This is a genomic window from Streptomyces sp. NPDC046870, from assembly GCF_040704595.1.
Lineage (GTDB): Bacteria > Actinomycetota > Actinomycetes > Streptomycetales > Streptomycetaceae > Streptomyces > Streptomyces argyrophylli.
Map to the genome: position 1 here is coordinate 76236 of NZ_JBEYXM010000006.1, position 23422 is coordinate 99657.

Sequence of the window (23422 nt, forward strand, 5' to 3'; positions counted from 1 at the left end):
CGGGAGGGGTGAGCGGCGCGGACGTGCCGGCCGGACGGGGGATCAGCCCAGTCCCGCCGGCTCCGGTGTCCTCGTCACCGTCAGGCCCGCCCGGCGCGCCGTCCGGGCGAACGCCACCGCGTCCTGGACCGCCGCGCCTCCGGGGTCGTTGTTGAAGTACGCGTACACGTCCTCGGTGCCGGACCAGGTCGTCGCGACACGGTCCACCCAGGTCTCCAGCGAGCGGCGGCCGTAGCGCGGCCAGGGCCGGGCGCGGCCCTGGTGGAAGCGGACGTAGCCCCAGCCGGCGGTGCGCCACAGCGGGGTGACCGGGCGGGCCAGGACGTCCGCCCAGCACAGGGCCGCGCCGCGGGACGCCAGCACCTCGCGCACCTCGCCCGTCCACCAGGAGTCGTGGCGGGGTTCCACCGCCACCCTCGTACCGGCCGGGAAACGGGCCAGGCAGGCGTCCAGCAGCGGCGGATCGGCGCGCAGGGTGGGCGGGAGCTGGAGGAGGACCGGGCCCAGGCGGTCGCCGAGGCCCGCGGCGTGGCTCATCAGGCGGTGCACCGGCTCCTCGGGGTCCCTGAGCCGCTTGATGTGGGTGAGGAACCGGCTGGCCTTGACCGCGACCACGAAGTCCGGCGGGACCCGGACGCGCCAGGCGGCGAAGGTGTCGTACGACGGCAGCCGGTAGAACGCGTTGTTGATCTCCACGGTCGCGAACAGCCGGGTGTACTCCTCCAGCCACAGCCGTGTCGGCACCCCGGCCGGGTAGACCTGGTCCCGCCAGTCCTTGTACTGCCACCCCGACGTGCCGACGAACAGGGTCATACCCTCATCAAAGCACTACAGGTACAGGCCCGCGTCCGCGCCCTCCCGCGCCCCCGGCACCGAGGTCGGCGCGGTGCCCCGGCGCAGCGCGTACAGCTCGGCCAGGGTCGCGCCGTCCCGGCCGACGCCCTCCTCGGTGCCGAGCCACTTCACCGCCTCCGGACGGGTCAGCGGGCCGACCTCGATGCGGGCCAGGCAGCGGCCGGGGCGGACCACGGCCGGGTGCAGCCGCTCCAGGTCCTCGTTGGTGGTGACGCCGACCAGGACGTTGCGGCCCTGGCCGAGCAGGCCGTCGGTGAGGTTCAGCAGCCGGGACAGGGCCTGGCCCGCCGTGTGCCGGGCCTCGCCCCGGATCAGCTCGTCGCAGTCCTCCAGCAGCAGCAGGCGCCAGCGGCCCTTGCCCGCGCCGTCGTCCTCCCCGATGGCGATGTCCATCAGATAGCCGACGTCGGAGAAGAGCCGCTCCGGGTCCAGGACGCAGTCGACCTGGCACCAGTCCCGCCAGGACCGGGCGAGGGTGCGCAGGGCCGAGGTCTTGCCGGTGCCGGGCGGGCCGTGGAGCAGCAGCAGCCGGCCCGCGATGTCCTGCGGGGTCGTCTTCATCAGGTGGTCCATCGCGTCCGCCACCGGCGCCGTGTAGTTGGGCCGGACCTCGTCCCACGTGCCCGCGGAGATCTGCCGGGTGGTGCGGTGCGGACCGCGCCTGGGGGAGACGTACCAGAACCCCATCGTCACGTTCTCCGGCTGCGGTTCGGGCTCGTCGGCGGCGCCGTCCGTGGCCTGCCGGAGGATCCGCTCGGCCAGTTCGTCGCTGGTCGCGGTGACGGTGACGTCCGCACCCCGGTTCCAGCGGGAGACCAGCAGCGTCCAGCCGTCCCCCTCGGCGAGGGTCGCGCTGCGGTCGTCGTCGCGGGCCATCCGCAGCACGCGGGCGCCCTCCGGCAGGAGGGTCGCGCCCGAGCGCACCCGGTCGATGTTCGCGGCGTGCGAGTACGGCTGCTCGCCCGTCGCGAAGCGGCCGAGGAACAGCGCGTCGACGACGTCGGACGGCGAGTCGGAGTCGTCGACGTGGAGCCGGATCGGCAGAGCGTCGTGTGGGTTGGCAGACATGCCGCCATGATCCGTCACGGATGGGGCCCGCGCACGGTATTTCCCTCCCCTCGTCCCGGCGGTGACGGGTGGTCAGCAGACAGGGCATGCATGCGCAATAGATGAGCGGTGAACGTCCTGGGCCGATCCTGTTGAGATGGCGACAGTTTTGGCATGGACACTTCCTGTCAACACGCGTAGCTGCTACCACAGTTGCTGGCAGACATCCTGCTAAAGGGAGGTTCCATGAGACGTTCCCGACTTACCGGATTCGTGACCTCGCTCCTCCTCGCCGCCGGCCTCGGTCTCACCGGGGCCGCTTCGGCGCAGGCGTCCTCGACCGCCGCGACCGGCGGCTACGTCGCACTCGGTGACTCCTACTCCTCCGGGGTGGGCGCCGGCAGTTACATCAGCTCGAGCGGCGACTGCGACCGCAGCACGAAGGCCTACCCCTACCTGTGGAACGCCGCCCACAGCCCCTCCTCGTTCGCCTTCAACGCCTGTTCCGGGGCGAAGACGGACGACGTGCTGGCGGGCCAGCTCGGCTCGCTGAACTCCTCCACCTCACTGGTGTCCATCACCATAGGCGGCAACGACGCCGGTTTCGCCGACGTGATGACCACCTGCGTGACCAGCTCGGACAGCACGTGCCTGTCCCGCATCAACACCGCCAGGGCGTACGTCGCCAACACGCTCCCCGGCAAGCTGGACACCGTCTACAACACGATCAGCGCCAAAGCCCCGTCCGCCCGGGTGGTCGTCATCGGCTATCCCCGCTTCTACCTGCTCGGCCAGACCTGCCTCGGCCTCTCCGAGACCAAGCGCTCCGCGATCAACGACGCCGCCGACTACATGGACAACGCCATCAAGGCCCGCGCCACCGCCCACGGCTTCGTCTTCGGCGACGTCCGCACCACGTTCTCCGGCCACGAGATCTGCTCCGGCGACTCCTGGCTGCACAGCGTCAACTGGCTCGACATCGGCGAGTCGTACCACCCGACCGCGTCCGGCCAGTCCGGCGGCTACCTGCCGGTGCTGAACAACGCGGCATGACCCGTCCGGGCTCACCTGCTGTTCTCAGGGTGAGCCCGAGGGTGAGGCGGGGGTCCCGGACGACGGGGTCTCCGCCGCCGTCGTACGCCCGCCTCGGGAAAGGGGCTCAGCCCAGTGCGGACGCGGCCCCCTTGGCCACCAGTCCCACGCCCAGCGCCAGCACGACCAGGGCCGACCCGAGCGGCAGGGACCGGCGCGCCAGGACGGCCACCGGGTGGGCGCTCCAGCGCGGGCGCCGCTCCAGCACCCGCACCGCCCCCGCGCCCAGCCGTACGACGGCGAACCCGGCGGCGGTGAGCGTCAGCGCGAGACCGGCCCCGTACGCCACGACGAGCAACAGGCCGAACCAGGCCTTGCCGAGGGCGGCGGCACCGACCAGGACGACCACGGCAGACGGGCTGGGCACCAGCCCGCCGGCGAACCCGAGCAGGATCGTGCCGCGGAGTGTGGGCGCGGTGGGGTGGGTGTGGGTGTGGCCGCCGTGGGTGTGCGTGTGTCCGCCGTGGCCGTGCGAGTGTGTGTGTGCGTGGTCCCCATGGGCGTGTTCCACACCGTCGTGGTGGTGATGGTGGTGGGCGGCACTGTGTCCGCCGCCCACCGTGGCCAACTCCCGCTCCTCGGCCGCGTCCTGGGCCACAGTGACCGCCCGCACACGGTCGCGCCAGGCACGGCGGACGAGGGTGACGCCCGCAGTCAGCACCAGGACGCCACCGGCGAGGCCCAGCCAGGAGATCACCGCCGGTGTGGCCGCCGAGCCGGCCGTGACCAGGAGGCCCAGGGCGACCACACCGAGGGTGTGGGTCACGGTGACCGAGGCGGCCATCGGCAGCACGTCCCGTGGCCGGGCCCGGCCCCCGCGGGCCGCCGCCGTCGCGGCCATCAGGGTCTTGCCGTGGCCCGGCGCGAGCGCGTGCAGCGCGCCCAGGGCGACGGCGACGAGCAGGGCCAGACCGGCGAAGCCGACGGTGAGGTGCTGCCGGGCCACGAGGTCGTCAAGGGCCCGGGTCCAGCGGTCGGCGCCCCGGGGCAGCACCCCGGCACCCGGGGCCGCCTGCCGCTGCGCGTCCGCCGCGAGCGCCGGGCCGCCGGGCCGCACCCGCAGCGAGGCCGTCCCGGTGTCGGCGGGGGAGGACAGCAGGTCCTTGGGGTAGGAGGTCAGCTCCCGGGACACCGACTCCCGCGGCACGTCGCTTGAGGCGAGCGTCATGCGGTCGCCCCGCGCCGTGATCTCCCGCCAGCCGGGCCCGCCGGCGGCGCCCGCGCCCCGGAAGTCCAGGGTGACGGTGCTCGCGCGCGGCAGCGGGGCGGTCAGCCGGCACTCCACGCGCAGGGTGTCGAGGCCCGCCTGGCCGGGACGTGTGCGCGCGCTGCCACGGGCGGCGGTGAGGGCGGTCCTACGCCCGTCGACGCGCAGGCCGCTGTCGGCGGCGGCCCGTGCGCACCGCTGCCGGGCCCACGCGCCCAGTCCCAGCCGCTCGATGTCGGCCTTGGCCTGGGTCGCCGGGATCTCGGCGAGGTCCTCCACATGGTCGACGCGCAGCTGTCCGGGAGCGGCGACCAGGCCGTCGTAGCGGTTGACGGTGAAGTTGCCGAGGGGGTGCGCGTTCGCGGCGCCGGCCGGGAGGAGCGCCAGGGCGCAGACGGCGATCAGGACGCACAGGAGACGCGGTGCCACCCGGCGCGGACGCGGTTCGACGGGGCGTGGACGTGGGGTCACTCGGCTCCCTCCAGTGCGGCGCGGGCCCGCGCCGCACCCAGCGGTGAGAAGCCGGGGTTCAGTTCCAGGGCCGAGGCGAGCGAGGCCCGGCCGGCGGCCCGGTGGCCGGTGGCCAGCTCGATCACGCCCCGGTGGTAGCGGAAGGCGGCGCTGCGGTAGCCGGTGGCGGTGGCCCGGCGGGCGAAGGGCAGGGCTTCGGCGTCGCGGCCGTTGACGTGCAGCGCCCAGGCGAGGGCGTCGGCGGTGTGCACGGTGTGCCGGCGGGCCCATTCGGCGCGGGCCGCGCGCAGGGCGGCCCGCTTGTCGCCGTGGTCTGCCGCGGCCAGCGCGGTGTCCAGGTCGGCGTTGACGCCGTTGGCGCGGGCCAGCGCGCCCCAGGCGTCGACCAGCGCGTACTGCCGCCGGGCCCGCGCCCGGTCGCCGGCCGCGCCGCGCGCCTCGTACAGCTCGCCGAGTTCGACCAGGGGGCCGGGCAGCGGGGAGCGGGCGACCACCGTCTCCATGTCCGTGACCGCCCCGGCACGGTCACCGCTCGCCGCCCGCGCGCGGGCCCGGCCCTCCAGCGCCGGCAGGTAGCCGTCGTCGGCGGCCAGGGCGCGGGCGTAGAAGCTGAGTGCCGCTTCGTAGTCCCCCTGGTTCCAGGCGAGTTGGCCGAGCTGTGTGGCCACGTACGCCGTGTCGCCCGGCGAACCGGCGACGGACAGCGCCTGTTGCAGGACCCGGCGTGCCGTGGTCACGTCCCCGCGCAGCTCGTGCACGTACGCGTACCGGGTGAAGACCGGTACGCCCGGCTTGCGCGCGTCGGCGGTCCTCGCTGCCCCGGCGGCGTCGGCGTACCGGCCGAGTTCGACCAGGGCGTCGATCCGGGAGGACAGCGCGCGTTCGCTGTACGGGTTCCGGCGCAGGGCCGCGTCCGCGAAGGTCAGGGCGTCCTTGAAGTCGTGCCGGGCGGCGGCGAGGGCGGCGCGGCCGGCCAGGGCCTGGTCACCGCCCGGCGCCAGCGACAGGGACCGCCGCAGCGCCTGTTCCGCCCGCGGGTAGCGGGACGGGTCGCCCTTGGTCCGCGCCTGCTCGACGTAGGCCAGACCGAGGGTGGCCCAGCCGCCGGCGTCCTTCGGCTGGGCCCGCAGGTGCGTCTGGAGCGCAGTGACGCTCGCGTCCAGATCGCCGCCGCCGAGAACACCGGGGTCGACGGCGCCCGCGGACACCGGCGCCGTCGCCGGCACCCGGTCCGCACCGAGCGCGATCGCCCCACCGGTCAGCGCGACCGCCAGCAGGGCGGCGCTGAGCGTGAGCCGGGCCCTGCCCCGCCACAGCCGCCCGGCAGCACCGACCCGCCGCACGGCGGCGACCCGCTCGTCGCCGCTCGAGGAGGCCGCCCCGGAAGGCGAGGGCGCCGGTGCGGACGGTGTCGGCGACTCGGCCTCGGCCGTACCCGTGCCCGGCCCGTGCCCCTCGGCACCCTCCGTCCTCCGCCCGTCCTGCTCGTGGTCCTGCTCCACCACCCGCTGCCCGTCCTGCTCGTCGTCCTGCCCGCCCGGGCCCATGCCTTCTCCTCCGTCGGTCGTGTGGGAGGCGCGGCCCGCCGTGGGGGAGAGGAACACGGGCCGCGCCGGTCTAGGGCCTCTCGTTGGGATCATGCCGGGCTCGCGGGCCCTGGCACCGCGCCTCGCCGCGTTGTCGTCGGGGGGGGGGGGGGCGCCCAGGGGGCCCCCCCCCCCCGGGGGCCCCCCGGCCCCCCAGGGGACCGGCGGGGGGGGGGGCGGGGGGGCGCCTGGGCCCCGCCTGGCCCCCCTCCTCCGCCTTGCGACGCACGGCACCAGACCCCGCTCTGATCCGGCCTGATCCAAACGAAAGACCTGAGGTGGGTGCGGGTCAGTACGGGCGCTGCACGCGCCGGCGCCACCAGGCGACGGCGCTGCCGATCAGCAGGATCCCGGCCGCACCGGAGGCCGCCGACCCGGCGATCAGCACGGTGTCGCCGGAGCCGCCGGAGGCCCCGGCCGGCTGAAGGGCGTCCCCGAGCTGGCTGCGCACGTCCGTCCCCGCCGTCGTGCCCTTGGCGAGCGCGCCGCGCGAGCCGGACGTGGGCTGGGCGACGTAGGGGAAGTAGTTCTCGAGCTTCTTGTCGTTCTTGTCGACCGCGTCGCCCAGGTCGTTCTTGGAGCCGACCAGTTCGCCCTCCACCACCTGCAGGGCCGCGTCGATGACGTCGTCGGTGAGCCGGCGGCCGTTCGGGAAGCCCGCGTTGTCGCCGTCCAGCACCCCCAGCCGCTTCGGGTGCATGCTCGGCTTGACGGAGGTGTTCAGCCGCAGCTCCTCCGCGGGCCGCACGTTCGGCGGCTGGTTGAGGCCCTTGACGCCCTTGAGGAAGACGTCGACCAGGTCGTTGCGCGGCTCGGCGGGTGCCTTGATCTTGTAGATCGACTCGATGAGCTTCGGCAGCTCCGGGTTGGTGACGTTCTTCAGGAACTGCGCGTCGTACGCGGGCTGGGACGCGTTGAACCTGTCCTTGTCCTTCTGCGGGTTGACGACCTCGTTGACCAGCGGGTTCCCAAGGCGCGAGACCTGGCTGTAGTAGCCCTGCGCGTTGCGGCGCTGGGTGGTCGACCACAGGCCGACGACCGGCTGGTGGGCGGACTCGCGGATCAGCTCGTTCGGCACCTGGAGGGCGATGGTGTTGACGTTGTAGCCCTTGAGGGTGTCCCGGCCGACCTCGGTGAGGTTCCCGCCGTACAGCAGGTCGAAGACGCGCAGGTCCGCGAAGAACGGGTCGTCCGCCTGCCCGGCGAAGGTCGCCGCGCCGCCCGCCGTCCTGTACACCGCCTGCGCGCGCAGCTTGCCGTAGTCCGGCATGGACGCCTTGCCGACGTTCGACGGCGCCACCGGCACGTCGTCGGCCAGCTTGGTCCGCGCCATCTCGTGCCCGCCCCGGAGCCGGATGAGATCGATGTCGTAGGTCTGGGTGACGTTGAGGTCGGGGTCGTCCAGGCTGGTGACCGGACCGGTGTTGTACAGGAACGTGTTCCCGTTCTTCGTGCGGGTCCTGAAGGTGTAGCGGAAGACCAGGTCGCCCTGCGAGTCACCGTTGTTGTCGATGTGCAGGTCGTACTGGGCGTCGTCGGCGAACGTGTAGAAGTTCGGTCCGCCGGCCGGCTCCTCGAACGGGATCCAGTTCGCCACGATCGTCGTCGTGTCGGGCTTGTCCGGGCTGACGAACGCGTACAGGTCCGTGTTGTCGTACTGCGGGGTGCCCGAGATCAGCGGGGCCTCCCGGTGGGAGGAGGCGGCGGCCGTCCCGGGTTCCAGCGTCGCGACGCCGGCGGCCGTGAGCCCTCCGGCGGCCAGCGCCCCGCAGATGAGCGTGACCAGGCCCGTGCGTCCGGTGCCGCGCCCGGAGTGCGCCCTCGTGGCGAGGGCGCCCCTGGAGAAGAGAGGTGTCATGCCGTCCGTCCTCAGTGCCGACTTGCCTTTGACGGACGGGTATACGGAGCGGGGACGCCGATCGGATTGGTCGGACGGGAAAAACTTTTCACCGCTTCCGGACCCGCGTTTTCGGCCCGCTGATCCGTACCCCCTAGGGGAGGTGTGTCACGGTGCGGATGCGCGGTGCGCGAGGAAGAGCCGGCTGCGGCCACAAAGAGGGGGCCCGCACGCAGGCGGACGAGCTGCTGGTGCTCGTGGCCGGCGGCGACCACAGGGCGTTCGAGGAGCTGTACGGGCTGGTCTCCGGGCCGGTGTTCGGCCTGGTGCGACGGGTGGTGCGGGACCCCGCCCAGTCCGAGGAGGTCGCCCAGGAGGTGCTGCTCGAACTGTGGCGCTCCGCCGCCCGGTTCGACCCCGGCCGGGGCAGCGCCCTGTCCTGGATCCTCACCCTCGCCCATCGCCGCGCCGTGGACCGGGTGCGCAGTGCCCGCGCGGCCGGCGAACGCGAGCAGCGCGAGGCCCTGCGCGCCGGGGAGCCCGCGTTCGACCAGGTCGCCGAGGAGGTCGAGGCCGGTCTGGAACGCGAGTGGGTGCGCCGCTGCCTGAACCGGCTCACGGCCCTGCAACGCCAGTCGGTGACCCTGGCCTACTACGACGGGTACACCTACCGTGAGGTGGCCGAGCGGCTCTCGCTGCCGCTCGGCACGGTCAAGACGCGGATGCGCGACGGACTCACCCGGCTGCGCCAGTGCCTGGGAGGCGCCGCATGAGCATCCTCGGCAAGCTGCTGCGCCGCGAGGACCCGCACTCCCTCGCCGCGCCCTACGCGCTCGACGCGCTGGAACCGGGCGAGCGCCGCCGCTTCGAGAAGCACCTGGCGGGCTGCGACCGGTGCGCCGCCGAGGTGCGGGAGCTGGCCGAGGACGCGGTCCGCCTCGCCTGGTCGACGGCGGCCCCGGCGCCCCCCGCCCTGCGCGACCGGGTCCTGGCCGCCGTCCGTACCACCCCGCAGGAGCCGGCGCGCGGACGCGCGGGCACACGGGACCGGGCGCCGGCCCGGGAGCGCGCGCCCCAGCTCCCGCCGCACGTCTGGGGCGCCCAGCCCCCGCCGGGCCGCGCCCGTGCGTCCCGCACGCGCCGCCCCCTCCTCGCCCCGTTCGCCACGGTCACGGCCGCCGCGGCGCTCGTCGTCGCCTCCCTCTTCGCCCTCCAGGCCCACCGCACCGAGGACCGGCTGGCCGCCGAGCGGGTCCGGGCACGTGAGATCGCCCACGTTCTGGCCGCTCCGGACGCCCGCGCGGTGAGCAGCGGGGACGCGCGCGGCCGCAGTATCGGAGTAATCGCTTCCGCCTCCGAGCGGGAAGCCGTCGTCACCCTCAGCGGGTACGGCACCCCGTCCGGCGGGCGCGTGCACCAGCTGTGGCTCATGCGTCCCCGGGTGCGACCGCTCTCCCTGGGGCTTCTGGCGGGCGACACGCCCTTGGTCGCCAAGGGTCTCGACGCCGCTTCGACGTCACTCGCCGTGACCGTCGAGCCTGACGGTGGGTCAGCTCAACCCACTGGTCAGCCCATTGTCCAACTCACCCTGAAATCGGTCGGATTCGGAGAGTAGTCAAAGGTGGATGATCAACCACCTTACGGGGAAGGTGAATCCTGTGGCCGAGATACACGCGTGCCCCACCGGGGCGATAGGGTTACCCTGCCCGGGCCGGGTGGACTCGTACGGGTGGGGAGTGACATGGAGCAGATAACAGTGCGCAGCAGGGCGAGGGTCCCTGCGATCACCTGCGGGAGCAGTGCGACCAGTTCGCGGCTCGACCGCCATCTGTCGGTGCTGGCGGGTCCCGCCATACCGCAGCGGGAGACGGTCGAGGCGACGTCGCTGATGCGGGAACTGACGGCGCGTGACTCCGTGCGCCAGCGCAGTGACCGGGGCACGCGGATCGGCCGCGTCTCCCTCTTCGCGCCGCTGCGCCGGCTGCGCCGCTCGCTGTTCGGCGGTCACTGACCGCACCGCAGGGCCCCTGACCCGAGCAGGGGTGCCCGCGCTCAGGCCGCCACACCGTCCCGGCGCAGCGCTGCGATCTCGTCGTCCGTCATCCCCACGGCACGCAGCAGCGCCCCGGTGTGCTGTCCGAGAGCGGGCACGTCACCCATCCGTGCCTCGTTCCCGCCCGGCAGCGTGATCGGGGGCAGCAACGCCTTCAGCGGGCCGGCCGGCGACCCCACCTGACGCCACCGCTCCCGGGCCGCCAGCTGCGGGTGCTCCGCCAGCTCGTGCAGATCCCGCAGCCGGGCGCAGGCGATGCCCGCCTTCTCCAGCCGGGCCAGCGCCTCCTCGGTGTCCAGCACCGCCAGCGCCCCCGCCACCAGGGCGTCGGTCTCCTCGCGGTGCGCCACCCGCGCGGCATTGGTCGCGTACGCCGGATCGGCGGCCAGTTCCGGGCGCCCCATGACCTGTTCGGCCAGCCGCCGCCACTCCCGGTCGTTCTGCACCGACAGCAGCACCCGCCCGCCGTCCGCCGTCGGATAGGCGTCGTACGGCGCGATCACGGCGTGCGCGAGTCCGGTGCGGGCCGGCGGCTCGCCGCCGTGCAGCGCGTGGTGCAGCGGATGGCCCATCCACTCGGCGAGCGCCTCCAGCATGGACACCTCCACCGGCCCGCCCCGCCCGGTCGTCCCGCGCCGCACGAGCGCGGCCAGTACCCCGGAGAAGGCGTACATGGCCGCCGCGATGTCCGCCGCCGGGATGCCCGCCTTCACCGGCTGCTCGGGCGTCCCGGTCACCGACACCAGCCCCGCCTCGCACTGCACCAGCATGTCGTACGCCCGCTTGTCCGTGTACGGCCCCGAGCCGCCGTAGCCCGAGATGTCCACGGCGATCAGCCGCGGGTGCGCGGCGCACAGCGTGGCCGCGTCCAGGCCGAGCCGGGCCGCCGCGCCGTGCGCGAGGTTCTGCACGAACACGTCCGCGTCCGCGACCAGCCGCCGTACGACGTCCAGACCGCGCGGGTCCTTCAGGTCCAGCGCGATGGACTCCTTGCCCCGGTTGCACCATACGAAGTGCGAGGCGAGACCGCGGGCCGCGGTGTCGTAGCCGCGCGCGAAGTCGCCGCCGTCGACCCGCTCCACCTTGATGACCCTGGCCCCCAGGTCGGCGAGCTGCCGGGTCGCGAAGGGCGCGGACACGGCCTGTTCGACGGCGACGACGGTGATGCCGTCCAGCGGCAGCGGGAGATGGTCCATGGGGTGGATGATCTCCCCTGACCGCCGGCCCTGTCAGCAGTGCGGGCTCACTCGGTCCGTGCGTACCTGCGCACGGCGAGCGGCAGGAACACCGCGGTCAGGGCGAGGCTCCAGGCGAGTGACCCGGCGACCGGATGGGCCACCGGCCAGGCGGCGCCTTCCGGGACGGGCGCGTTGCCGAAGAGGTCCCGCAGGGCGGTGGTCACCGCGCTGATCGGGTTCCACTCGGCCAGGGCTCGCAGCCAGCCCGGCAGGTTGCCGGTCGGGATGTACGCGTTCGACAGCAGCGGCAGCACGAAGGAGGAGGCGCCGAGCTGCCCGGCGGCGTCCTCGCTGCGGGACAGCAGGCCCAGGAAGATCCCGGCGCAGGTGCACCCGAACCGGAAGAGCAGCAGCAGCCCCACCGCACCGGCCGCACCGGCCGCGGATCCCTCGATCCGCCAGCCCACCGCGAGCCCGGTCAGCAGCAGCGGCACCGTCCCGACCGTCGTGATGAGGAGGTCGGCGACGGCCTGCCCGAGGGGGACGGCGGCCCGGCTCACCGGCATGGTGCGGAACCGGTCCATCACGCCCCGGTGGGTGTCCTGGGCGGCCTGGAACATGCCGGTCATCAGCCCGCCGGCGGCGGTCGCGACGAGCAGCCCGGGCACCAGGAAGGAGCGGTACTCGCGGCCGGGCACCGCCAGGGCGCTGCCGAAGACGTAGCCGAAGAACAGCAGCATGTTGACCGGCATCAGCTGGGTCAGGACCGCCAGGCCGGGGTTGTTGCGGACCCGGCGCAGCTGCCGGCCCGCCATCGCCAGTCCGTCGTACGCCAACGCGCTCACGCGGCACGCTCCCCGGTGTCGGCGGACTCACCGGTGAGCCGCAGGAAGACGTCGTCGAGGGTGGGCGGCCGGATGCCGGCGTCCAGCAACGGCACACCGGCCGCGTCGAGTTCCCGCACCAGGCGGGGCAGCGTGAGCGTCGGATCGGTGGTGACCGCGCCGACCGCGCCGCGCTCCCGGTCGAACACGGGCTCGCTGCCGGTCAGCCGGTCGAGCACGGCCGCCGCCCGGGTCAGCGCGTCGGCGTCCGCGACCACCGCCTCCACCTGTGACCCGATGAGCGCCTTGAGCGCGGCGGGCGAGCCGGTGTGGGCGACCCGGCCCCGGTCGACCAGGGCGACGTCGTCGGCGAGTTGGTCGGCCTCCTCCAGGTACTGGGTGGTCAGCAGCACGGTCGTGCCGTCCGCCTTCAGCTCGCGCACCGCCTGCCAGATGCGGGCGCGGCTGGCCGGGTCCAGTCCGGTGGTCGGCTCGTCCAGGAAGAGCACGTCAGGACGGCGCAGCAGGCTCGCGGCGAGGTCCAGCCGGCGCCGTATGCCGCCCGAGTACACCGCCGCCTTCCGGTCCGCCGCCTCGGTCAGCCCGAAGCGCTCCAGCAGCTCGTCGGCGCGTGCGGCCGGCCCGCGCACCCGGTGCAGCCGGGCGAACAGCCGCAGGTTCTCCCGGCCGGTGAGGTCCCCGTCGACCGAGGCGTACTGGCCGGTGACCCCGATCCGGCGCCGCACGGCCGCGGCCTCCCGTACGAGGTCGTGCCCGGCGATCCGCGCCGAGCCCCCGTCCGGGCGCAGCAGCGTGGTCAGCAGCCGCACCGCCGTCGTCTTCCCCGCCCCGTTCGGGCCCAGCAGCCCGCAGACCGTGCCCTCGGCCACGGCGAGATCGAACCCGCGCACGGCCCGTACGGCACCGAAGCGCTTCTCCAGACCTTCACTAAGTACAGCGTACGTAGTCGTCATGCGGGGACCATACCGCACTCCGTACGGTGTACGTAACTAGGATGGTGGCCGAGGTGATGAGCGATGGCAGTCCGAGGGGCCGTTCCCGAAGTGATCTGGGCGCGCCCCGAGCGCGCCGGACGGGGTCCGAAACCGGCGTACACGCGCGACGACATCGCCGCCGCCGCCGTCCGGATCGCCGACGCGCGGGGGCTCGACGCGGTGTCGATGCGGCACGTGGCGGCCGAGCTGGGCTGCGGCACCATGTCGCTGTACAACTACGTCCCCCGCAAGGAGGACCTGCACGAGCTCATGGTGGATGCGGTGAGTGCGGAGCACGAGCTGTGGGAGCCGAGCGGCGACTGGCGCGACGACATGCGCCGGGTGGCCCGCCGGACGCGTGAGCTGATGCACCGGCACCCGTGGCTGCCGCGCCTGATGTCCCCCGTCCACGGCTTCAGCCCGCACGCCCTGCGCTACCTGGAGCACTGCCTGGCCTGCCTGGACCCGCTGGAGGCGGCGTACGGCACCAAGCTGGAGCTGATCGCGATGCTCAACGGCGTCGTGACGACGTACGTCCGCAACGAACTCGACACCGCGGAGCGGGCCCGCGCCCTGCCGTGGTCGCAGGACGAGGAGAACGCGGTCCGCATCGCCTACCTGGGCCGCCGGATCGCCTCCGGCGCCTACCCGCGCATGGCCGCGGCGTTCAGCGAGGACCCGGGCCCGGTCGACCTGGAGGCGGTGTTCGAGCGGACGGTGGAGCGGGTCCTCGACTCCTTCGACCACGAACGGCGGAGCCGGTGAACCACGAGCGCGCCCGGCGCCGACTGGACCATGTCGCAGCGGTTCGGAAGGCCGCCCGGGCCGTCGGCGTCCCGCTGTGGCCGCGCGGCGGCTGGACCATGGACTTCTGCCTGGAGAGGTCACCCGGGACCACGGGGACATCGACTGGTTCGCCTGGGCGAAGGACGCGGCGCCGCTCACGGGCGCCCTGGCCCGGCTCGGCCGCACCCCGGTACCCGGGCCGTCCGCCGACCTCCGGCCGGACTTCGTCAAGGACGGCCTGGACAGCAGCTTCACCCGCGTCCGCACGGACGCGGCGGGCCGGGTGACCGTCGCCGGCGGACCCTGGGCCGGCACGCCCTGGCCGGACGGGCTGCTCGGCGCGGAGCCGGGCCGCATCGGCGCGCTGGAGGCGCCGATCGTCGATCCGCGCGTCCAGATCGAGATCAAGCGCATGATGCCGGTCTGGGACCCCTCCCGGCCCCGCCGCGCCAAGGACGCCGAGGACATCGCCCGGCTGGAGGCCGCCCTGCGCCGGCGGCCTAGAGCAGCGCGAACTGCCCGTCCGGGCCCTCCTCGTGGTGGTCCAGGACCGAGGCGGGGCGGCGGGAGGAGTCCGGTACCGGCAGGACGCCCGCCTCGCGCAGCTCGGCCGCCGTGACCGGTGACGTCACCTTCATCTCGTCCCGCGTCGGGCGCACTTCCGCCAGCAGGGCGAGGACCGTGATCAGCTCCAGCAGTTCCGACGTCCACGTCTGCGGCCAGACCGCGGGGCGGATCGCGGCGAGCGTGCCCGGCTCCCCGAGCGCGGTGCGCGCCGCGAACCAGCTCTCCAGGACCCGCACCCCGGCCACCTCGTGGTCCCAGGCCTCGGGCGGGACGGGCGAGATCCGGCCCTCGTCCAGGTGCAGGGTCTCCTCGTCGCGGTCGTAGTGCAGGGTGAGCGGACGGCCCGGCAGGGGCGCGCGGACATACGGGCGCCGTCCGCCGGGCAGCCGGGGGCGCTCGCCGTCGCGGACCATGAGCCACAGCGTCCGGCGGCCCACCTCCACACCGGCCGCCCACATGCCGGGGTCCTCGGTGAGGGGGACCCTGAGGTCCGGGCGGGCCGTCGCCAGGATCCAGGCGAGCACGTCCGGTGCCGAGGGCCGCGTGCCCAGCCGGGCGGCCAGGTGGTCCAGCAGGCCGGGGGCGAGGTTCGGTTCCGTGCCGCCGGGACGGCGGTAGAGCGGGCGGACGCGGCCCGGGCGCAGGGTGGGCAGGAGCCCGGTCGCCAGCAGCGGGGCGCCGGCGTCGCCGGTCTCGACCGTGAACACCTGGTGCGCGTCCGCCACCCGCCACAGCTCCGGGCGGGCCGTGTCGATCAGCCGGTGGTCCGGGATCAGCCACTGCTCGTCGAAGGGAGCGGCCAGCACCCGCACCGGTTCCGGGCAGGGTCCCACGGCGCGCGCGAGCCGCTCGGTGCCGGCGGGGGAACCGGGCAGCTGGCCCACCGCCGACTGGAGCGTACGGGCGCGGGTGGGCTCGAACAGGGCCTCCCGGTCCGGGCCTGCCGCCTTCAGCAACGCGTCCCAGCGGGCCCTGAGCGAGGCCGGGTCCGGTGCCGTCGGCCAGGAGCGGCCCGGCCGCAGCGGTGCGACGGACCACGGCATGAGGTCCGCCAGCAGCGGAGCGTCGTCGTGCGTCACGCACGGCATGCTACGACAGCGGGTGGCGCCCCCGGAGGGGTGCGAGGAACCGCGGGACCCACCGTGAAGGGCCCCGCGGGTGACGGACGGCCCGACCAGGCCGGGCCGGCGGAGCGCTCACGCGTCGAGCGTGACGGTGAACGAGAAGCGGTCGCCCCGGTAGTGGATGACCGCCACGTCCAGCACCCGGCCCTCGCTGTCGTAGGTCACCCCGGTGTAGTGCAGGATCGGGCTGAGCAGCGGGACTTCGAGCAGCCGGGCCGTCTCGGGGTCGGCGAGCCGGGCCTCCACGGTGTCGGTGATCCGGCTGATGTCCGCTTTCACCACGTCCCGCAGCACCTTGGTCATCGGCCAGCGGGCCAGGTCCTCCGGGTCGATGCCCTCGGCCAGTTCGGGGCGGACGTGGTTGACGGCGTGGTTGGTGGGCTCACCGGTCTTCTCGTCGCTGCGCAGCCGGTGGTACGCGGCCACCTCCGCGAGATCCGGGAAGTACTCGGCGAGCCCGGCGGGCACCGGCACGCGGCCGTGGCCGAGCAGTTCCGTCGTCATCCCGGACTGCTGGGCCACGATCGCGTCCACCGAGCCCAGCAGCCGGACCGGGGCCCCGCGCCGCGCCGCGGGCTCGATGAACGTGCCGCGCCGCCGGTGCCGGCTGATCAGACCCTCGTCCTCCAGCTCCTTCAGCGCCTGCCGCATGGTCAGCACGCTCACCCCGTAGTGCTCCGCCAGCCGCTCCTCTGTGGGCAGGCGCAGCGGGTCCTCGGGGGAGCGGCCCAGTATCGAGGCGCGCAGCGACTGCGACACCTGGTACCACAGCGGCAGCTTGCGGTTCAGGACGATCGAATCCGGGGCGAAGGAGGTCACGCGGCTATCCGTACCTGGCGGAGAACGTTCGGCGCAACGGCGGGGGTCACCCCCGGAAGTGCCGCTCCAGTCCCCGCCACACGTCGTCGTAGCGCTGCTGGAGGTGGTCGGCGCCCGCCGCCTGCGGGGTGAGGGTCACCGGCCAGCGGGTCTCGAACATGAACGCCAGTCCGTCGTCGAGCTTCTGCGGCTTCAGTTCGGCCGCGCTCGCCCGGTCGAACGTGTCCCGGTCCGGCCCGTGCGCCGACATCATGTTGTGCAGCGAGCCGCCGCCGGGTACGAAGCCCTCCGCCTTGGCGTCGTAGGCGCCCTCGATCAGGCCCATGTACTCGCTCATCACGTTCCGGTGGAAGTACGGCGGCCGGAAGGTGTCCTCGCCCACCAGCCAGCGCGGCGCGAAGACCACGAAGTCGACGCCGGCCAGGCCCGGGGTGTCCGACGGGGAGGTCAGCACCGTGAAGACGGACGGGTCCGGGTGGTCGTAGGAGATGGTGCCGATCACATTGAAGCGGCGCAGGTCGTAGACGTACGGCACGTGGTTGCCGTGCCAGGCGACCACGTCCAGGGGACTGTGGTCGTAGGTCGCCGTCCAGAGGTTGCCGCAGAACTTGTTCACCACCTCCACCGGCCCTTCGACGTCCTCGTACGCCGCCACCGGCGCCCGGAAGTCGCGGGGATGGGCGAGCCCGTTGGCACCGATCGGGCCGAGGTCGGGCAGCCGGAAGGGTGCCCCATAGTTCTCGCACACATAGCCCCGGGCCGACTCATCGAGGAGCTCCACACGGAAGCGCACTCCACGGGGGATCAGCGCCACATGGCCCGGCTCCACATGGAGGCGGCCGAACTCGGTGTGGAGCAGCAGCCCGCCGCGCTCGGGCACGATCAGCAGCTCGCCGTCGGCGTCCGAGAAGACCCGTTCCATCGAGGCGTTGGCGTGGTACAGGTGCACGGCCATGCCGGTGCGCTGGGTCGCGTCGCCGTTGCCGCCCAGCGTCCAGAGCCCGGCCAGGAAGTCGGTGCCGGCGGGGGGCTCCGGCAGCGGGTTCCAGCGCAGCCGGTTGGGGTCGGGCACCGTCTCGGTGAAGGGCGCCGTGCGGATCGCGCCGTTGCCGGTGCGGGTGAACGCAGGATGCGCGGCCGAGGGGCGGATGCGGTAGAGCCAGGAGCGGCGGTTGTGCGCCCGCGGCTCGGTGAACGCCGTACCGCTCAGCTGCTCGGCGTACAGGCCCAGCGGCGCGCGCTGCGGCGAGTTGCGGCCCTCGGGCAGGGCGCCCGGCACCGCCTCCGAGGCGTGTTCGTTGCCGAACCCGGTCAGATACGACAGCCCCTCGGCGGTCTTCCGTCCTCCCTCACGCTCGAACACGCTCGCGCGGGAGGTGCCCCCATCGCTCATGATCGCTCCTTGTGCTCCCGATTCCTATGCATCACCGTAGGAATGAGTCAGGGTCCGCGCAAGAGGGTCGCCGTCCTCCTCGCGGGGTAGGGCGGGAACCAGACTTCAGGGGGATCCGGAGCGCCGCTGTGCTGTTCTACGCTCCCGGTCATGTCGTGGACGAAGTGGACGCGTGGAGCCCTCGCCGCGCTCGCGGTGGGCGTCCTGCTGCCGCTCGGAGCGGCGGCCTGCACCAGCGGTGAGGCGCGCGGCGGGTCGACCGTCTCGCCGTCGCCCGTGGGGAAGGTGCTGGACGACACCGACGAGACCGGCCGGAACCTGCGCGAGGTGGCCCAGCGCAACGCCCCCGAGGTCGCCTTCGAGATCATCCCGGACTCGGCGGGCGGCTGGGACGTGCGGCTGACCCTCCGTCACTTCCGGCTCTCCCCGCCCGGCACCCGGCCGGCGGCGGCCATCGGCCGCGGGCTCGCCCACCTGTTCGTCGACGGCCACCGGGTGGCACGGCTGCGCACACCCACGTACCACCTGGCAGCCGGCCGCGTCCCGCACGGCACCCACCAGATCACCGTCCGCCTGTACGCCGACGACGGCACGGTGTGGGCCGTCCGCGGCAAGCCGGTCCAGAGCACGGCCGACATCACGGTGTCCGGCGCGGAGACGGGCACGGGGTGAGCGCCCGCCGGCGCCGCCCTCACCGGCACCTCGCTCCCGTCGGCGCGGGAGCGGCACCGGCCCCCGCCCTCGCCGGCGAATGAGTGCAGGGGCCACCTGTCTCCGTACTGTGGGGGGAGGTTCACCGGACCCCGGCGGAAAGGCATCATGAAGCCCGTGCCCCACGCGACATCGCTCCGCCGCGCGCCCGTCCAGCGGCGCAGCGCCGAACGGCTGACCAGGATCCTGGACGCCTGCGCCGAACTCCTCGACGAGGTCGGCTACGACGCCCTGAGCACACGCGCGGTCGCCCAGCGCGCCGGCGTGCCCATCGGCTCGGTCTACCGCTTCTTCGGCAACAAGCGGCAGATGGCCGACGCCCTCGCCCAGCGCAACCTGGAGCGGTACGTCGAGCGGGTCACCGAGCGGCTGAAGAAGGCGGGCAAGGGGGACTGGCGGGCCGCCATGGACGCCGTCCTGGACGAGTACCTGGGCATGAAGCGCACGGCGCCCGGTTTCTCCCTGGTGGACTTCGGCAACCAGATCCCGGTCGGCTCCCGCCACACCGAGCCCAACACCCGGGTCGCCGACCGGCTCACCGACCTGCTCGCGGGTTATCTCGGCCGCACCCCGGACACGGACCTGCGGCGGGTGTTCCTGGTCGCCGTGGAGAGCGCCGACACCCTGGTCCAGCTGGCCTTCCGGGTCGATCCACAAGGGGACGAGGCGATCATCACGGAGACCCGGGAACTGCTCCGGTCGTACCTGGGACGCGTGCTGGACTGAGACGGGGCCGGCCGCGGTGCCGTCCGCCGGCCCGCGCGGGCCGCGTGGAGGCCCCCGAGGCCGGTGGGCCGGACGTGCCGCGCTCAGCGGCGGCGGCAACCGCCGGCATCGGCGGCCGGGGTGGGCCGGGGCCGGGCGTCTTCCGGCGGTCGGCGTGGGCCGGCCGCAGTGCCGCTGCCAGGGCCGGCGTGGGTCCACGGCGGGCCGGCTGATGCGGCACCCGGCGGCCGGTGCCGGGCTGCCGAAGCGGCCGCCCGGGCGGGCGGGAACGCACAGGGCCTCCCCTCCGTGCATACCGGTCGGTATGCTCGGCCCAGCCGGTCCGTCCGCTCGTGTGCGGGCGACCCCGTCGCCGACCCCTCCGGGAGGACATGTGTCCCGCACCGCCCTGCGAATCTGCCCCCTGTGCGAGGCCACCTGCGGGCTGACCCTCACCGTCGAGGGCACCCGCGTCACCGGTGCCCGCGGTGACCGGGACGACGTGTTCAGCAAGGGGTTCATCTGCCCCAAGGGCGCCGCCTTCGGTGCCGTCGACGGCGATCCCGACCGGCTGCGCACCCCGCTCGTCCGCGAGAACGGCAGTCTGCGCGAGGCCACCTGGGAGGAGGCCTTCGACGCGGTCGCCGCGGGCCTGCACCCGGTGGTGGAGCGGTACGGCCCCGACGCCGTGGGCGTGGTCCTCGGCAACCCCAACGTGCACACCATGGCCGGCGCCCTCTACCCGCAGGTCCTGCTCGGCGCCCTGCGCACCCGCAGCCTGTTCACCGCCTCCACGGTCGACCAGATGCCCAAGCACGTCTCCAGCGGGCTGCTGTTCGGCGATGCCAACGCCATCCCGGTGCCGGACCTCGACCACACCGGCCACCTGCTGCTCATCGGCGCCAACCCCCTGGAGTCCAACGGCAGTCTGTGCACCGCCCCCGACTTCCCCGGCCGGCTCAAGGCCCTCAAGGCGCGCGGCGGACGGCTCACCGTCGTGGACCCGCGCCGCACCCGCACCGCGAAGCTCGCCGACCGTCACCTGGCGATACGGCCCGGTACCGACGCGCTGCTGCTCGCCGCGATGGCCCACACCCTCTTCACGGAGGACCTCGTCGACCTGCGGCACCTGGCCCCGCACGTCCAGGGGCTGGGCGAACTCCGCGACGCGCTGGGCGACTTCACCCCCGAGGCCGTAGCCCCCGCCTGCGACCTGGACGCCGGCGTCATCCGCACCCTCGCCCGCGAACTGGCCGCCGCCCCGGCCGCCGCCGTCTACGCACGCATCGGCAGCTGCACCGTCCCGCACGGCACCCTGGCCAGCTGGCTGGTCGACGTCCTCAACATCCTCACCGGCAACCTGGACCGGCCCGGCGGCGCGCTCTTCCCGCAGGCCGCCACCGACAGGACGCCCCGCCCGGCCGGCCCCGGCCGCGGCTTCGCGCTCGGCCGCTGGCACTCCCGGGTGAGCGGACACCCGGAGGCGAAGGGGGAGTTGCCGCTCGCCGCGCTCGCCGAGGAGATCGACACCGCGACCGGCGAGGGGACGCCCGTGCGCGCGCTGATCGCCGTCGCCGCCAACCCCGTGCTCTCCGCGCCCGACGGCGACCGGCTCGACAAGGCCCTCGACTCGCTGGACTTCATGGTCAGCGTCGACCCGTACCTCAACGAGACCTCACGGCACGCGCACGTCGTGCTGCCCCCGCCCCCGCCCTCCCAGAGCCCGCACCACGACTTCGCCTTCAACACCCTGGCCGTGCGCAACCAGGTCCGCTACACCCGCCCCGCCGTCCCGCTGGAGCCCGGCCGCATGGCGGAGACCGAGATCCTCGCCCGGCTGGTCCTTGCGGCCACCGGGATGCACGGCGCCGACCCCGCCGCCGTCGACGCGATGGTGATCGACCAGACCCTCGGCAAGGCCGTCCAGGACGCGCACGGGCCGGTGCACGGACGCGATCCGCACGAGCTCGCCGCCCTGCTGACCGGTGACAACGGCCCCGAGCGGCGGCTCGACCTGATGCTGCGCCTCGGCCCGTACGGCGACGGCTTCGGTGCCCGCCCCGACGGGCTGACCCTGGAGAAGCTGCTCGCCCACCCGCACGGCATCGACCTCGGCCCGCTGCGCCCGCGCCTGCCGCAGCCGCTGAAGACCCGCAGCGGCAAGGTCGAACTGCTGCCCGGGCCCATCGCCGGCGACCTGCCCCGGCTCCGCGCCGCCCTGCGCGAGCGGCCCGCGGGCCTCGTCCTCGTCGGCCGCCGCCATCTGCGTTCCAACAACAGCTGGATGCACAACGTGCCCGCGCTCACCGGCGGCAGCAACCGCTGCACCGTGCACATCCACCCCGAGGACGCGGCCCGCCTCGGCGTCCGGGACGGCGCGGACGTCCGCGTCAAGGGCGCCGGGGGAGAGGTGGTGGCCCCCGCCGAGGTCACCGACGGCGTCCGGCCCGGTGTGGTGAGCCTGCCGCACGGCTGGGGCCACGACCGGCCCGGCACCCGGCTGCGCCACGCCTCCACCGACCCCGGCGTCAACGTCAACCAGCTGCTCGACGGCAGCCTGCTCGACCCGCTGTCGGGCAACGCGGTGCTCAACGGCGTACCCGTCGAGCTCGTCGCACTGCCGTGACCTGGACTTTCGCGCTTATTGCTCGCACGTCAACATCTTGTTAACGCCGTTCGCGCGGACCTAACGTCATCGCACCGCCGGCCCCCAGGTGGGATGTTCAAGGGCGAACGTTAGGTATCCATTCATGTTGACCATCCTCGGCTTCGCCATGATCGCGACCTTCCTGGTCCTGATCATGCTGAAGAAGATGTCGCCGATCGCGGCGCTCGTTCTCGTACCCGCGCTGTTCTGCGTGTGCGTGGGCAAGGGCGCGGGGCTCGGCGACTACGTCATCGACGGCGTCACCGGCCTCGCCCCCACCGCGGCGATGCTCATGTTCGCGATCGTCTACTTCGGAGTGATGATCGACGTCGGCCTCTTCGACCCGGTCGTGCGGGGCATCCTCAGGTTCTGCAAGGCCGACCCGCTGCGGATCGTGGTCGGCACGGCGGTCCTCGCCGCGATCGTCTCCCTGGACGGCGACGGCTCGACCACCTTCATGATCACCGTCTCGGCGATGTACCCGCTGTACAAGCGCCTGAAGATGTCCCTGGTCGTGATGACCGGCGTCGCCGCGATGGCCAACGGCGTGATGAACACGCTGCCGTGGGGCGGCCCCACCGCCCGTGCCGCCACCGCGCTGAAGCTCGACGCCGGTGACATCTTCGTGCCGATGATCCCGGCCCTCGCCATGGGGCTGCTGTTCGTCTTCGCCCTCGCCTACGTCCTCGGCCGCCGCGAGCGCAGGCGGCTCGGTGTGCTGACGCTGGACGAGGTGCTGGTGGAGGAGACCGAGACGGTGCTGGTCGGCTCCGCTGCCGGCAAGGACGTGAAGAGGGCCGGCGGGGGAGTCGAGAGGGCCGGCGGTTCCGGCCCGGGCGTGGACCTGCCCGACGAGCCCGAGGACGAGGCTTTCCAGGGCCTGGACCCGCACCGCCCCACCCTGCGCCCCAGGCTCTACTGGTTCAACGCGCTGCTCACGGTCGCCCTGCTCACCGCCATGATCATGGAGTGGCTGCCGATCCCGGTGCTGTTCCTGCTCGGCGCCGCCCTCGCCCTGACCGTCAACTTCCCGCACATGCCGGACCAGAAGGCCCGGATCGCCGCCCACGCCGAGAACGTCCTCAACGTCTCGGGCATGGTCTTCGCCGCCGCCGTCTTCACCGGCGTCCTCCAGGGCACCGGCATGGTCGACCACATGGCGAGGTGGCTGGTCGACAACGTCCCCGACGGCATGGGCCCGCACATGGCCCTCGTCACCGGCGTGCTGAGCATCCCGCTGACGTACTTCATGTCCAACGACGGCTTCTACTTCGGCATCCTGCCGGTGCTCGCCGAGGCGGGCCAGGCGCACGGCGTCTCCGCGGTGGAGATCGCCCGCGCCTCGATCGTCGGCCAGCCGCTGCACATGTCCAGCCCGCTCGTCCCGGCCGTGTACGTCCTGGTCGGCATGGCCAAGGTGGAGTTCGGCGACCACACCCGGTTCGTGGTCAAGTGGGCCGCGCTCACCTCGCTCGTCGTCCTCGGCGCGGGCGTCCTGTTCGGCATCGTCTGACCCCCTGGAGGA

20 protein-coding genes are annotated in these 23422 nt (G+C 73.8%); 9 read left to right on the forward strand and 11 right to left on the reverse strand.

Annotation, left to right across the window (positions count from 1 at the left end):
* Positions 1-42: 42 nt before the first annotated feature.
* A complete protein-coding gene (locus tag AB0946_RS15745) occupies positions 43-813 on the reverse strand; it encodes a DUF72 domain-containing protein (RefSeq protein ID WP_366761165.1) in 771 nt (256 codons plus the stop codon).
* Between the two features lie 15 nt (positions 814-828).
* On the reverse strand, positions 829-1923 hold the full coding sequence (locus AB0946_RS15750; RefSeq protein WP_366761167.1) for a DUF5925 domain-containing protein: 1095 nt from the start codon (positions 1921-1923) through the stop codon (positions 829-831).
* A 225-nt stretch (positions 1924-2148) separates the two neighbouring features.
* Here AB0946_RS15750 and AB0946_RS15755 point away from each other — a divergent pair, with 225 nt between their 5' ends.
* A complete protein-coding gene (locus tag AB0946_RS15755) occupies positions 2149-2955 on the forward strand; it encodes an SGNH/GDSL hydrolase family protein (protein ID WP_366761168.1) in 807 nt (268 codons plus the stop codon).
* Between the two features lie 106 nt (positions 2956-3061).
* Here the strand turns inward: AB0946_RS15755 and AB0946_RS15760 are convergent, their stop codons facing one another.
* The 3 genes from AB0946_RS15760 to AB0946_RS15770 all read right to left on the reverse strand — a co-directional run bounded on the left by AB0946_RS15760 (position 3062) and on the right by AB0946_RS15770 (position 8116).
* Positions 3062-4630, reverse strand: a complete 1569-nt coding sequence (locus AB0946_RS15760; protein ID WP_366761459.1) for a nickel transporter — start codon at positions 4628-4630, stop codon at positions 3062-3064.
* 38 nt (positions 4631-4668) lie between these two features.
* Complete coding sequence (locus tag AB0946_RS15765; RefSeq protein ID WP_366761169.1) at positions 4669-6219, reverse strand: tetratricopeptide repeat protein; 1551 nt, start codon at positions 6217-6219, stop codon at positions 4669-4671.
* Between the two features lie 328 nt (positions 6220-6547).
* Positions 6548-8116 (reverse strand): DUF4331 domain-containing protein, encoded by a 1569-nt coding sequence (locus AB0946_RS15770; protein ID WP_366761170.1) that lies wholly within the window; start codon positions 8114-8116, stop codon positions 6548-6550.
* A 158-nt stretch (positions 8117-8274) separates the two neighbouring features.
* On the opposite strand from AB0946_RS15770, the gene AB0946_RS15775 reads away from it, so the two are divergent.
* The 3 genes from AB0946_RS15775 (at position 8275) to AB0946_RS15785 (ending at position 10106) form a co-directional block, all read left to right on the forward strand.
* Positions 8275-8868, forward strand: coding sequence for a sigma-70 family RNA polymerase sigma factor (locus AB0946_RS15775; protein ID WP_366761460.1), 594 nt, complete (start codon positions 8275-8277; stop codon positions 8866-8868).
* On the forward strand, positions 8865-9710 hold the full coding sequence (locus AB0946_RS15780) for an anti-sigma factor (protein ID WP_366761171.1): 846 nt from the start codon (positions 8865-8867) through the stop codon (positions 9708-9710). Before AB0946_RS15775 ends, AB0946_RS15780 begins: the two co-directional genes overlap by 4 nt.
* Before the next feature lie 126 nt (positions 9711-9836).
* Complete coding sequence (locus AB0946_RS15785; RefSeq protein ID WP_132786386.1) at positions 9837-10106, forward strand: hypothetical protein; 270 nt, start codon at positions 9837-9839, stop codon at positions 10104-10106.
* A 41-nt stretch (positions 10107-10147) separates the two neighbouring features.
* Here the strand turns inward: AB0946_RS15785 and AB0946_RS15790 are convergent, their stop codons facing one another.
* The 3 genes from AB0946_RS15790 to AB0946_RS15800 are packed head-to-tail and all read right to left on the reverse strand — an operon-like array spanning position 10148 to position 13124.
* A complete protein-coding gene (locus AB0946_RS15790) occupies positions 10148-11344 on the reverse strand; it encodes a CaiB/BaiF CoA-transferase family protein (protein ID WP_366761172.1) in 1197 nt (398 codons plus the stop codon).
* A gap of 47 nt (positions 11345-11391) precedes the next feature.
* Positions 11392-12171, reverse strand: coding sequence for an ABC transporter permease (locus AB0946_RS15795; protein WP_366761173.1), 780 nt, complete (start codon positions 12169-12171; stop codon positions 11392-11394).
* Entirely contained in the window at positions 12168-13124 is a 957-nt protein-coding gene (locus AB0946_RS15800; protein WP_366761174.1) for an ATP-binding cassette domain-containing protein, read from the reverse strand. The genes AB0946_RS15795 and AB0946_RS15800 overlap by 4 nt, the downstream gene beginning before the upstream one ends.
* Positions 13125-13187: 63 nt before the next feature.
* Between AB0946_RS15800 and AB0946_RS15805 the strand changes: the two genes are divergently transcribed.
* Complete coding sequence (locus tag AB0946_RS15805) at positions 13188-13910, forward strand: TetR/AcrR family transcriptional regulator (RefSeq protein WP_366761175.1); 723 nt, start codon at positions 13188-13190, stop codon at positions 13908-13910.
* A 521-nt stretch (positions 13911-14431) separates the two neighbouring features.
* Here the strand turns inward: AB0946_RS15805 and AB0946_RS15810 are convergent.
* The 3 genes from AB0946_RS15810 to hmgA all read right to left on the reverse strand — a co-directional run bounded on the left by AB0946_RS15810 (position 14432) and on the right by hmgA (position 17834).
* The gene (locus tag AB0946_RS15810) at positions 14432-15586 is read right to left on the reverse strand and encodes a type ISP restriction/modification enzyme (RefSeq protein WP_366761176.1); all 1155 of its coding nucleotides are present in this window, start codon (positions 15584-15586) and stop codon (positions 14432-14434) included.
* A gap of 108 nt (positions 15587-15694) precedes the next feature.
* Entirely contained in the window at positions 15695-16441 is a 747-nt protein-coding gene (locus tag AB0946_RS15815) for a GntR family transcriptional regulator (protein ID WP_366761177.1), read from the reverse strand.
* Positions 16442-16487: 46 nt separating this feature from the next.
* The gene (hmgA, locus tag AB0946_RS15820; RefSeq protein ID WP_366761178.1) at positions 16488-17834 is read right to left on the reverse strand and encodes a homogentisate 1,2-dioxygenase; all 1347 of its coding nucleotides are present in this window, start codon (positions 17832-17834) and stop codon (positions 16488-16490) included.
* Positions 17835-17984: 150 nt separating this feature from the next.
* Between hmgA and AB0946_RS15825 the strand changes: the two genes are divergently transcribed.
* The 4 genes from AB0946_RS15825 (at position 17985) to AB0946_RS15840 (ending at position 23410) form a co-directional block, all read left to right on the forward strand.
* Positions 17985-18506 (forward strand): hypothetical protein, encoded by a 522-nt coding sequence (locus AB0946_RS15825; RefSeq protein WP_366761179.1) that lies wholly within the window; start codon positions 17985-17987, stop codon positions 18504-18506.
* A 147-nt stretch (positions 18507-18653) separates the two neighbouring features.
* The gene (locus tag AB0946_RS15830) at positions 18654-19271 is read left to right on the forward strand and encodes a TetR/AcrR family transcriptional regulator (protein ID WP_366761180.1); all 618 of its coding nucleotides are present in this window, start codon (positions 18654-18656) and stop codon (positions 19269-19271) included.
* A 373-nt stretch (positions 19272-19644) separates the two neighbouring features.
* Complete coding sequence (locus AB0946_RS15835; RefSeq protein WP_366761181.1) at positions 19645-21876, forward strand: molybdopterin oxidoreductase family protein; 2232 nt, start codon at positions 19645-19647, stop codon at positions 21874-21876.
* A 124-nt stretch (positions 21877-22000) separates the two neighbouring features.
* Positions 22001-23410, forward strand: a complete 1410-nt coding sequence (locus AB0946_RS15840; protein WP_366761182.1) for a citrate:proton symporter — start codon at positions 22001-22003, stop codon at positions 23408-23410.
* Positions 23411-23422 lie beyond the last annotated feature (12 nt).

What these genes read in the sequence shown, in the direction of transcription:
- AB0946_RS15745 (WP_366761165.1), bottom strand. Translation starts at nt 813, where the DNA reads ATGACCCTGTTCGTCGGCACGTCGGGGTGGCAGTACAAGGACTGGCGG.
- AB0946_RS15750 (WP_366761167.1), bottom strand. Translation starts at nt 1,923, where the DNA reads ATGTCTGCCAACCCACACGACGCTCTGCCGATCCGGCTCCACGTCGAC.
- AB0946_RS15755 (WP_366761168.1), top strand. Translation starts at nt 2,149, where the DNA reads ATGAGACGTTCCCGACTTACCGGATTCGTGACCTCGCTCCTCCTCGCC.
- AB0946_RS15765 (WP_366761169.1), bottom strand. Translation starts at nt 6,219, where the DNA reads ATGGGCCCGGGCGGGCAGGACGACGAGCAGGACGGGCAGCGGGTGGTG.
- AB0946_RS15770 (WP_366761170.1), bottom strand. Translation starts at nt 8,116, where the DNA reads ATGACACCTCTCTTCTCCAGGGGCGCCCTCGCCACGAGGGCGCACTCC.
- AB0946_RS15775 (WP_366761460.1), top strand. Translation starts at nt 8,275, where the DNA reads ATGCGCGGTGCGCGAGGAAGAGCCGGCTGCGGCCACAAAGAGGGGGCC.
- AB0946_RS15780 (WP_366761171.1), top strand. Translation starts at nt 8,865, where the DNA reads ATGAGCATCCTCGGCAAGCTGCTGCGCCGCGAGGACCCGCACTCCCTC.
- AB0946_RS15785 (WP_132786386.1), top strand. Translation starts at nt 9,837, where the DNA reads ATGGAGCAGATAACAGTGCGCAGCAGGGCGAGGGTCCCTGCGATCACC.
- AB0946_RS15790 (WP_366761172.1), bottom strand. Translation starts at nt 11,344, where the DNA reads ATGGACCATCTCCCGCTGCCGCTGGACGGCATCACCGTCGTCGCCGTC.
- AB0946_RS15800 (WP_366761174.1), bottom strand. Translation starts at nt 13,124, where the DNA reads ATGACGACTACGTACGCTGTACTTAGTGAAGGTCTGGAGAAGCGCTTC.
- AB0946_RS15805 (WP_366761175.1), top strand. Translation starts at nt 13,188, where the DNA reads ATGGCAGTCCGAGGGGCCGTTCCCGAAGTGATCTGGGCGCGCCCCGAG.
- AB0946_RS15810 (WP_366761176.1), bottom strand. Translation starts at nt 15,586, where the DNA reads ATGCCGTGCGTGACGCACGACGACGCTCCGCTGCTGGCGGACCTCATG.
- hmgA (WP_366761178.1), bottom strand. Translation starts at nt 17,834, where the DNA reads ATGAGCGATGGGGGCACCTCCCGCGCGAGCGTGTTCGAGCGTGAGGGA.
- AB0946_RS15825 (WP_366761179.1), top strand. Translation starts at nt 17,985, where the DNA reads ATGTCGTGGACGAAGTGGACGCGTGGAGCCCTCGCCGCGCTCGCGGTG.
- AB0946_RS15830 (WP_366761180.1), top strand. Translation starts at nt 18,654, where the DNA reads ATGAAGCCCGTGCCCCACGCGACATCGCTCCGCCGCGCGCCCGTCCAG.
- AB0946_RS15840 (WP_366761182.1), top strand. Translation starts at nt 22,001, where the DNA reads ATGTTGACCATCCTCGGCTTCGCCATGATCGCGACCTTCCTGGTCCTG.